Genomic DNA, 8,135 nt, shown 5'->3' on the forward strand with positions numbered 1-8,135 from the left:
ATTTAGAATTGAACAGCCCTGCACCTTGCCCCTTCGACAAAAAGGTTTAGGAAATCTGGCTCTTTGGGATTTTCCGTGGCATACCCCAATATGTAGGGGCGAATCCTTGTGGTCGCCTTGGGCAGGCACAAGACCTGCCCCTACACCACGGAAATTCTGGAAGAACCGGAAATCTCTACTCTATCCTCTGAGCTACAGGGGCACAAATCTGCTAGATATACCTTTGAGGGCATCAGGGTATTTAATTGTTAAAGAGTTTACTATGAACCCTTGTTTGAGTCAATTTCATTTTTAGCCGGGGAATATTGATGATGTCTAAACACCTCAACCCTCTTTTTTACAAGCCGCTTCCCACTCAAGATACAGGACGCCCATCTGCGGTATGCTCGTCCACTCAAGATAACCTTCGGCCACCAACGGGTCTATCAATTCGGTCAGCATGTCGTCCCAGGCCTGGAGATGTTGCTCAAACTCGGCTGAGTAGGTGATTTCCCCGGTAGCCTCATTGTAAGCAATGTAATCAGGATTTCCGGCCCGCGAGTAAAAATGATCCACATGTAAAATTGCGTAAAAGGTGTTAACCCGCTCCGGGTCGGCGTGGGCAATGAACTGGCTGATCATTGGCCGTAAACGAGGCAAGACGCGCTCAGGGTGCCGGGTAGCCGCCTGCCCCCAGCCGGGAATGTAGATCACCTTTGTTTCCGGGTGATGCGTCAGAAAAGCCTCAATGTTTTCGTTGGCATTAACCTGTCCCGGCCGCCAGGGATTATTGATCAAGCGGTCGTAGGTGGCTTGATTGTGCTTGTTCTTATAGCCGGACAGAGTCAAAATAGAAATGTCGGCGTACCGGCTGGTCTGGGCAAAATCCCAATTGCCGTTGTGGTCGGTCACGGTGAGGCCCGAAGCCTGGGAGAGCAACGCTCTTAATTCGCCCACGTATTCAAGAACGTCCTCCTCCTTAAGCTGGCGATCCCAGGCCGGGTTCTGATTACAATCCTCGGCGCTGCGCAGTTTGCTCCTATCGTCGCGGCAATTGGGGCCGTGGGTGTGGGTGGAATAGACCACGTTGTACTGTTCGGCCAAATCGGCCAGCAGGCCCGGCTCAAATTTATTCTCCGCGGCCATCGGCCAATCCTGCTCCGGCTGGATGGTCAACCTCCCCCCATGCTCGTAAAAGGTGCGGGCCAATTCCCTAAAAACGGCTGTTTTTAGCCGGAAAAATGTCTCGTTATTTTGGATAAGGGCCGGGTCTTCAATATGGATCAAAAAGCTGATATGCACCGGCGCAACCGGCCTGGCCGGCACCTTTATCCCGCCCATAACCCGGCCTGGCCCTTCAATCTCGGCCAAACGCCAAAAGGTTGACTCAACCTGTACATCGTCAAGGTGCAGGCGCGTGTTTGGCTCTACCTCCACACTCAACAGGGCATAGCGGATGCCCCGGGTATTTTCAACCGCAAAACTAACCTGCGTCCACTCCGGGCCAATGCGGGCCGGTTCCGCCAACCACGGCTCATCCAACGCTGCCTGCTCCATTACCCAATAAATTTTTGGCCGCAGCATTGCCTGGCCATTTAGGCTGCGCACCCAAAATGAGTAACGGGTGACCTCGCCCTTTTCAATATAAGCCTTTATCGCAAAAGTCGCGCCTTTGTTCGGCCCGGCCTGGATAGCATAACCCCAGGAGCCGGTCCGCGCGGCGGCCTGGACGCGCCCCATGGATTTTTGGTCGGTCTCGTCAATGACCACTTCAGCCAGGCCCTCTTCAAAGCTGCCGTCAAGCAGAACATTACGAAACTCAAGCAGCTCTTGGGACACCACCGCCCGGTGGGGATTTGGATTGGTGCAGGCCCCGTTTGACGGCGAAGAGCTATCTTTACTATCACCAGTGGCTGGGGGTTTCTCCTCCGGTGCTGTTGGCGTGTCCGGCTTCGCCTCCGCGCAATCCTGGGGACAAAGCTGCGGGTTTTCCGGCCCTTCACATATACCATTCCCACACCGTCCAACCATCGGCGTCTCGCCTGGCCGCGTATCAGCAGGCGGCGCTGATTTGCAGGCGGCCAGGGTCAAGAGCAGGACCAATATGATTCCATCAATACGTTTCATTCCTGTTTTTCCTTTATCCGCTGTCGCACATCCGTTGCGCCTTGTAAAACCATCCTGGGCTGCGGTCGGCGGGCGTGTTTTTTAATTTCAGTTGCCAGACAATTTCGCCGGCAGGCGTCACCTCAAAGATCACCGAGTCTTCCGGTCCTGCCAGCACACCCACAATTAAAGTATTGCCGTTGGGCAACCGGTTGCAATCCCTGGCCGTTCTGAGATTATCCCGATGATATTGCCATACTACTTCCCGGCTTTCCCGCACTATTTCCACAGCCTGATAAGGCGTTTCCCATTGCAAACAGACCAGCAGGTGATCGTTAGGCAGAATTTCCGGCTCGTGCGGGTCGAACCCTTTATCCCCGCCTCCCGCAAATAGCTCTGTCCAGTCAACCGACCAGACCACCGCGCCCTGCACATTGACCTCAATAGTCAGGTTAAAATTGCGCAGGTACCACCCTAGGCATGTCCGGGTCATGACCGTCGGTAAACAGGGTGGTACCTGCACAAGTCGGGTCTGGTTGGTGGATATCTACATAGAACTCGCCTGGCTCCGCCTCTAACGATGTTTCCGTGGTTAGTGGTGGGTTTATCTATTGACCTCGACCTGTCTCTTGCTAATTGGCTACAACTGGCCAATAGCAAGATACTACACAGGGCAAGAAGTGATTGCTTGACCACCTTGTTTCTCTCCTATTACTCCCCCTTATTTGGGCCCGGCTTAAAAAAAACAATAATGTATTCGTGTTTAAAAATATAATATCCGCCGGCCAGCGCCCGATAACGCCACAGATTGGCGGTTTTGCCTTTACCCTTTTCATTGCCCTCGATGTTTTTGACCACAATGGCTTTGGTTTTGAAGCCGATCCGATTCATCCGTTCCATACACCAAAAACCCAGGGGAATTAATTCACCATTGGCATACTTATCGCCAATGATGAGCGCGGCAAAACGCCCCGGCGACAGGAGGGCATAACCCCGCCGGGCAACGGTTTCAAAGCCGGACAGAAAGGCTTCTGTGGTGGCAGCGTTGGAGAGGTCGTCGGGGTGATCTGAAAATTTGATAATGTCTGCGTAGGGCGGATGCAGGATGAGCAGGTGAGCCAAACCTGGCCCCACCGAAGACGCCGGGCCACCCTGCATCCGCGCCAACGTATTGGTGATTTGGGTCATTGTTTCCGGCGCCGCGCTGTTGCCCTGGAGAATATGAATGCGCGTGTCAAGCAAATCCGGGCTGATTTTTTCCCGCACGTAGGCCACCAACTCCGGCTTGAGTTCAACCCCAATGCAGCGACGTTCCAACCGGACGGCCTCAATGGCCGTGGTGCCGGACCCTAAAAACAAATCCAGCACAATTTCATCTTTTTTACTATAGCGGGTGAGAAGCTGGGTGGCAATTTGAGGAATATAATTGCCATGATAATCAAGGCGGTGCCCATCGCCGCTGGCCCGGCTGGGAAAATGCCACAGGCTGTCGGTCAATACGTTTTTATATTCGCGCCAGCGATTGAGGTCAATATCGCTCCAGGGTTTTTGTTTAGGCGTATGGCTCATAATAAGGCCATTATAGTGCAAGAAAGGGAGGAATAAAAGTTTGCCGGTTGAAGTTATAAAATTTTGCCGGGTATCTTAAAGATTCCTTCTGCTAAAAATAGTAATTTTTGCCAAAGTCCTGTAAAATATAGTCCAGAAGATTTGCACATTGAAAACTAAAATCCCCAACTTGACGATAACCGCGGCTCAACGGGAGATGTAGATGAGCCATTCGCAACAACTCGCAAAAACCTTGTATCTTTTGGGCCAACTAAAAAAATTCCAGCGACATCTGGCAATTTTAGGGAGCGGACTATTACTGGCGGCAATTTTGGCCCTGGGGGCCGGTATATTTTCCCCGGCCTTTTTCGTCCGGCCAAATGCCTGGTTTATTATTGACGGCGGTGTTTTGCTGTTAGCAACGCTGGCCCTGGGCTTGATGCTTTATTGGCTAAAACAGCAGGTTATCCGGCCAATGGCCCAACTTCAGGCCGAGTTAGGGCCTATTGAAAATAAAATAACTCAACCTTCTGAAAAAATTGACAACCAAAATCCAGCGATTGACCCTGCTCAGCCTCCAGGCAAAATAGACAATCACTCGTTTCCGGCCGGTGGAAATCCATCCGGTTTGACCCAAACCGCCCAAATTGAGCAAGGGCCTGCTGAAGATGATTACCGCCGCTTGGTGGAAACTTTGCCCCACGGCATCATCATTCAGCGTGAAGGCAACATAGTGTTTATCAACCGGGCCGGGGCTGAACTTTTGCAAGCAGCTGAGCCGGCCCAACTCATTGGCCGGCCCATGCTGGATTTTATCCATCCTGACGAACGAAAAACTGTCCAACGCCGCGAACAGCGGGTCAGCGCCGCCAAAAAAGAAGCGCCCCTGGCTGAAGAGAAGTTGCTGCGGCTTGATGGGCGAGAGGTAACGGTAGAAGTGGCCCGGTTTCCTTTTGTTTATCAAGGCCAGCCGGCCATGCAGTGGGTCATCCATAACCTTGCGGACCGCAAACAAACAGAGGCCGAAATTGTCCAACACAACCGCGAGTTGACCATTTTACAATCCACCACGGTGGCTATTACCTCTAGTCTCGATCTCCGTTTTGTGTTGGATACCGTGGTGCAAGAAATGGCCAAACTGTTTAAAGTTGAAAGCTGCTCTATTTACGAGTGGGATCAGGTTGAAAATACAGTTTTTATGGCGGCCAGGTACAGCAGCGCAGGCTGGTGGGATTCGACGTTGCCGGCTAAGGTTCGCCGCCTGGCCGATTATCCGTTGACAAAGTGGGTTTTGGATGAGCAAATTCCCTACCAGATGACCATTGGCCAAACCAATCTTGACCCCGCCGAATTCGCCTACATGCGGGCCGAGGATATCAAAACTCGCATGATCCTGCCGATGGTTTTTCAAAAGCGGGTGGTAGGTTTGGCGGAATTGGAAGACAGCCGCGAGGAACGCTCTTTTTCTTACCAGGAGATTTCGCTGGCCAAGTTGCTGGCCAACCAGGCCGCCAGCGCCATTGAGAACGCCCGTCTGTTTGCGCAAGCGCAGCAAGAAATTGCCGAACGCAAACAAGCCGAAGCCGCCCTGGAAGAAGAACGGGCTTTACTGGCTCAAAGGGTAGCGGAAAGAACCGCGGATTTGAGCAAAGCCAATGCAGAATTGGCCCGGGCGGCCCGCCTGAAAGATGAGTTCCTGGCCAACATGAGCCACGAACTGCGCACGCCGTTGAACGGCATTTTGGGTTCGTCTGAAATTTTACAGACCGGGGCGTTTGGGCCGGTCAATGAAAAACAGATCAAGTATTTACGCAACATTGAGGAAAGCGGCAGCCATCTGCTTGCGCTAATCACCGATATTTTAGACCTGGCCAAAAGCGAAGCAGGCAGATTGGAACTGGAAATTAGACCGGTGGTTGTGGCAGAAGTGTGCCAGGCCAGCCTGCGCTTAACCAAACAATTAGCTCACCAGAAACAGATCAAGGTGTTTCAAACGTTTGACCAAACCGTCACCAGGCTGCCGGCCGATGAGCTTCGTCTTAAGCAGATGCTGGTGAATTTGTTAAGTAACGCCATCAAGTTTACCCTGGCCGGGGGGCAAATAGGGCTGGAGGTGACGGGGAACCCGGCCCAACAGATAGTCCACTTTTCTGTTTGGGATACAGGCATTGGGATTTCTCAGGAAGATATGCAATGGTTGTTCCGGCCTTTTGTGCAGTTGGATAGCGGGTTGGGCCGCCAACAGGGAGGGACCGGGTTGGGACTTTCCCTGGTGTCTCGCATGGCCGAACTGCACGGCGGCAGCATAATGGTGGAAAGTACCGTAGGGCAGGGCAGCCGTTTTACAATTTCACTGCCCTGGCCGCAACAAGAGCAGGTTGACCAAAAAGAACGTGAGGATGGTGAAAAAATCCAAGTATTGCCTGGCATAGTTCAAATTCTGTCCAAACAGGCCCCGCTGATTTTGCTGGCCGAAGATAATGAGAGCAATATTGATACATTTCTGGATTATCTACAACTCCAGGGATACCGGTTGGTGGTGGCCCGGCACGGCGGTGAGGCCATTGAACGCGCCCAGGAAGAAAGGCCCGACGTGATCCTGATGGATATTCAGATGCCGGGGATGGACGGCCTGGAAGCAACCCGCCGCCTCCGGGCTGATCCGGCCCTGACCGAGGTGCCCATCATTGCTCTCACGGCGCTGGCCATGCCCGGCGACCGGGAGCGGTGTTTGGCAGCAGGGGCCAACGAGTATCTCACCAAGCCGGTTAGCCTACAGGGATTGGCAACCACAATTCAAAACCTATTAAGCGCAAACCAGGAGTAGGAAATGGATAAAACGGGGACACACAGGAGCACTGTTTTGATTGTAGATGACGAGCCTATCGCTCGAGATATGATGGAGGGATTTCTCAACAAAGAAGGCTATCGCCTTACTTTTGCCGGCAACGGCCCCGAGACCCTGGCTCAAGTGGCCAAACAAATACCGGACCTTATTTTGCTTGACGTGATGATGCCGGAAATGGACGGCTTTGAAGTTTGCCGGCGCCTTAAAGCCGACAAACGCTGGCGACACATTCCCATCATCCTGGTCACCGCCCTGGGCGGCACAGACGACCTGGTGCGCGGCCTTGATGCCGGCGGAGACGACTTTTTGTCAAAGCCGGTCAATTCGCTTGAACTACAGGCGCGGATGCGCTCCATGTTGCGCATCAAAAAACAGTACGACGAGTTGGAAACAACCCTGCGTTTGCGCGAAGACCTGACCCATATGATTGTGCACGATATCAGAACCCCGCTCACCGCCATCCTGGGTTATAGCCAAATGTTGTTGGCCAGAAACGCTCTCTCGCCTATTGACGCCAAAGACGTTGACGCCATTCAAATGCAGGCCTATCGCCTGGATGCTTTTCTGAACGATATGTTGATCCTGGCCAAATTGGAAGCAGAAAAACTGATCTTGAATCGTTCGATGGTGAACGTCAACCAGCTTATCCAACAGGTCAAAGAAAGTTACGAGGTAATGGCTCTATCTAAAAAAGTCAAACTGTGTATTGACCTGCCGGCCGAGTTTCAACACGTCTTGCTCGACGCCAACCTGTTCCAGCGGGTGTTGGAAAACCTGCTGTCAAACGCGCTAAAATTCTCGCCGTCTGAGAGTACGGTGACCATCCAGGTAGAATATCCCCGGGTCAAAACCATGTTGCCATCGGCAGGGCCGCGGGTGCGGGTGAAATTTTTTGACCAGGGTCCGGGCATCACGGCCGATTATCAAGACCGTATTTTTGATAAGTTTGAAATTGCAAGTTTGAACAATGGGCAGGATCCCCAAATTGGGCTTGGCCTGGCTTTTTGTCGAATGGTGGTTGAAGCCCACGGAGGCTATATTTTTGTCCAGGCCAACAAGCCCGAAGGTTCTATCTTTACCGTGGAAGTCTAGGGTGGGTTCAAGCAGATGTTTGGGGCGGTGTAAAGGGATATGCCGGACGTTATGTTGACCAAAGTGCTGATTATTGATGACGATGCCGTTTTAACCAGCATTCTCAAAGACACCTTAACCAGAGAAACGTTTGAAGTGTTTGTGGCCAATTCTGGTTCAGAAGGCATCCGGGCCATCGAACAATTGATGCCCGATGTGGTGGTGCTAGATTTGATGATGCCGGGACTGAGCGGCTGGGAAGTGTGTCGCCGGATCCGCGCCTTTAGCCAGGTGCCCATCCTGGTGCTTTCGGCTGTGGTGGACCCCGCCATGGTGATGCAGGCCCTTGACGAAGGCGCAGACGACTACATCCTCAAACCGGTGACAACCAATGTGTTGGCCTCTCGTTTGAGAAGATTAACCAAACAGGCCCGTATCGCCCGGAATGATGAGAGTGGAGAAGGTTAATTTTTACCTGAGTTGAACGGGAGTGAATGGGAGTCGAACCCACCGACGCCTGCTGCTCGCAACCGCCCACTGATTTTGAAGACCAGGGCCGCCACCGGACGACATCCACCCCCAC

The 8,135-nt window shown here is 52.7% G+C and carries 6 protein-coding genes and 1 tRNA gene; 3 read left to right on the top strand and 4 right to left on the bottom strand.

What is annotated here, in order from left to right:
• Nucleotides 1-324 precede the first annotated feature (324 nt).
• From JW953_24525 to JW953_24535, 3 genes are all read right to left on the bottom strand, one after another.
• Nucleotides 325-2,106: a hypothetical protein gene (locus tag JW953_24525; GenBank protein ID MBN1995875.1), complete on the bottom strand. Its 1,782-nt coding sequence runs from the start codon at nucleotides 2,104-2,106 to the stop codon at nucleotides 325-327.
• A gap of 13 nt (nucleotides 2,107-2,119) precedes the next feature.
• Nucleotides 2,120-2,578 (bottom strand): hypothetical protein, encoded by a 459-nt coding sequence (locus tag JW953_24530; protein ID MBN1995876.1) that lies wholly within the window; start codon nucleotides 2,576-2,578, stop codon nucleotides 2,120-2,122.
• A 218-nt stretch (nucleotides 2,579-2,796) separates the two neighbouring features.
• On the bottom strand, nucleotides 2,797-3,654 hold the full coding sequence (locus tag JW953_24535) for a DNA methylase (protein ID MBN1995877.1): 858 nt from the start codon (nucleotides 3,652-3,654) through the stop codon (nucleotides 2,797-2,799).
• Nucleotides 3,655-3,856: 202 nt separating this feature from the next.
• Between JW953_24535 and JW953_24540 the strand changes: the two genes are divergently transcribed.
• Genes JW953_24540 through JW953_24550 form a run of 3 tightly spaced genes read left to right on the top strand, consistent with a single transcriptional unit; the run spans nucleotide 3,857 to nucleotide 8,020 of the window.
• A complete protein-coding gene (locus JW953_24540) occupies nucleotides 3,857-6,460 on the top strand; it encodes a response regulator (protein ID MBN1995878.1) in 2,604 nt (867 codons plus the stop codon).
• A 3-nt stretch (nucleotides 6,461-6,463) separates the two neighbouring features.
• Nucleotides 6,464-7,573 (top strand): response regulator, encoded by a 1,110-nt coding sequence (locus tag JW953_24545; GenBank protein ID MBN1995879.1) that lies wholly within the window; start codon nucleotides 6,464-6,466, stop codon nucleotides 7,571-7,573.
• A 39-nt stretch (nucleotides 7,574-7,612) separates the two neighbouring features.
• Nucleotides 7,613-8,020 carry a response regulator gene (locus JW953_24550; GenBank protein ID MBN1995880.1) on the top strand — a complete coding sequence of 136 codons (408 nt, stop codon included), beginning with the start codon at nucleotides 7,613-7,615 and terminating at the stop codon, nucleotides 8,018-8,020.
• Between the two features lie 17 nt (nucleotides 8,021-8,037).
• On the opposite strand, the gene JW953_24555 is transcribed toward JW953_24550, so the two are convergent.
• Nucleotides 8,038-8,133: transfer RNA gene (locus tag JW953_24555), tRNA-Sec, on the bottom strand.
• Nucleotides 8,134-8,135: the final 2 nt, after the last annotated feature.

The organism is Anaerolineae bacterium, assembly GCA_016931895.1.
Lineage (GTDB): Bacteria > Chloroflexota > Anaerolineae > 4572-78 > J111 > JAFGNV01.

Coding starts and splice junctions, on each gene's coding strand:
- JW953_24545 (MBN1995879.1), top strand. CDS start 6,464: ATGGATAAAACGGGGACACACAGGAGCACTGTTTTGATTGTAGATGAC.
- JW953_24525 (MBN1995875.1), bottom strand. CDS start 2,106: ATGAAACGTATTGATGGAATCATATTGGTCCTGCTCTTGACCCTGGCC.
- JW953_24535 (MBN1995877.1), bottom strand. CDS start 3,654: ATGAGCCATACGCCTAAACAAAAACCCTGGAGCGATATTGACCTCAAT.
- JW953_24540 (MBN1995878.1), top strand. CDS start 3,857: ATGAGCCATTCGCAACAACTCGCAAAAACCTTGTATCTTTTGGGCCAA.
- JW953_24550 (MBN1995880.1), top strand. CDS start 7,613: ATGCCGGACGTTATGTTGACCAAAGTGCTGATTATTGATGACGATGCC.
- JW953_24530 (MBN1995876.1), bottom strand. CDS start 2,578: ATGACCCGGACATGCCTAGGGTGGTACCTGCGCAATTTTAACCTGACT.